This window comes from Pseudomonas sp. P7779 (assembly GCF_013386315.1).
Classification (GTDB): domain Bacteria; phylum Pseudomonadota; class Gammaproteobacteria; order Pseudomonadales; family Pseudomonadaceae; genus Aquipseudomonas.
On record NZ_JACARZ010000194.1, the window covers coordinates 1 to 812 of the forward strand.

The following is an 812-nucleotide window of genomic DNA, read 5'->3' on the forward strand; positions in this document are numbered from 1 at the left end:
CGCTGGCCGAACGCAGGCTTCGGAACCCCGCAATAAGTTATCCGGCTATTGTTACTTCACCTGCCCGCCACACACCGGCCACTTATCAATAAGCACACTTGATATTGCAACTTCCTCCAACCTTCTATCTGAACAAACTCTGAACCAGTAACAATTTAAGTCATTAAACGTTGACATCCGGCAACTGCCTGAGTAAATTCCCCGTGCCTGCAACTCAGGGCCATTTTTCAACCTCACAAAAGAAGCCAATGGACACAGTATCTAGTCGTTGTCCGATCACCGTGAATGCGGCGAATCGGGCGCCAAACCCAGAAAAAATGACGGGACTCGCCTTTCCGGCCGAGTAAGCTGCGCTAGAGCCTGACGCTCCAACGTAACTGCCTCACCGGATGCCAGTCCGGTCCCGAGGTGTGTTATGACCTTTCAACTGATTGTTTTACCTGATCTGCGTACGCTGGCTAACGCCCTGCGTGCCAAATTGTGCCGCGAGCCCGTAGGTTTTTCCCCTACCCGCAGCACCTTTGTGACCTCATCCCCCCGCGTGTGCCCGACTCCCCGGGCACACTGGCGTATCTGCCCCACCACCGGCCACCTGGTCCAGCAATGGGATCACGCCGACCCTCAAGACCCACAGAGACGGGACGTTTCCAGCCTGGTCGCGCAAGCGAGCCTGATGCTGAGCCTCTACGTGGACGCTCGCGCGGCATAAGCCAGCTGGAAACAGCAACTTCCTGATTATCCGTTAATTGATTAGCTGGAGTTCTCTATGGACGAAGCCAGTAGTAGCCCGCTGCGCGTTAGTTAACTAACGC

At 55.2% G+C, this 812-nt stretch carries 1 protein-coding gene; it reads left to right on the forward strand.

Translation table 11 applies throughout. The features are described 5' to 3' along the window. The first annotated feature begins 415 nt into the window (after nucleotides 1–415). A complete protein-coding gene (locus HX869_RS31055; protein WP_003219143.1) occupies nucleotides 416–709 on the forward strand; it encodes a hypothetical protein in 294 nt (97 codons plus the stop codon). The last annotated feature ends 103 nt before the right edge of the window (nucleotides 710–812 follow it).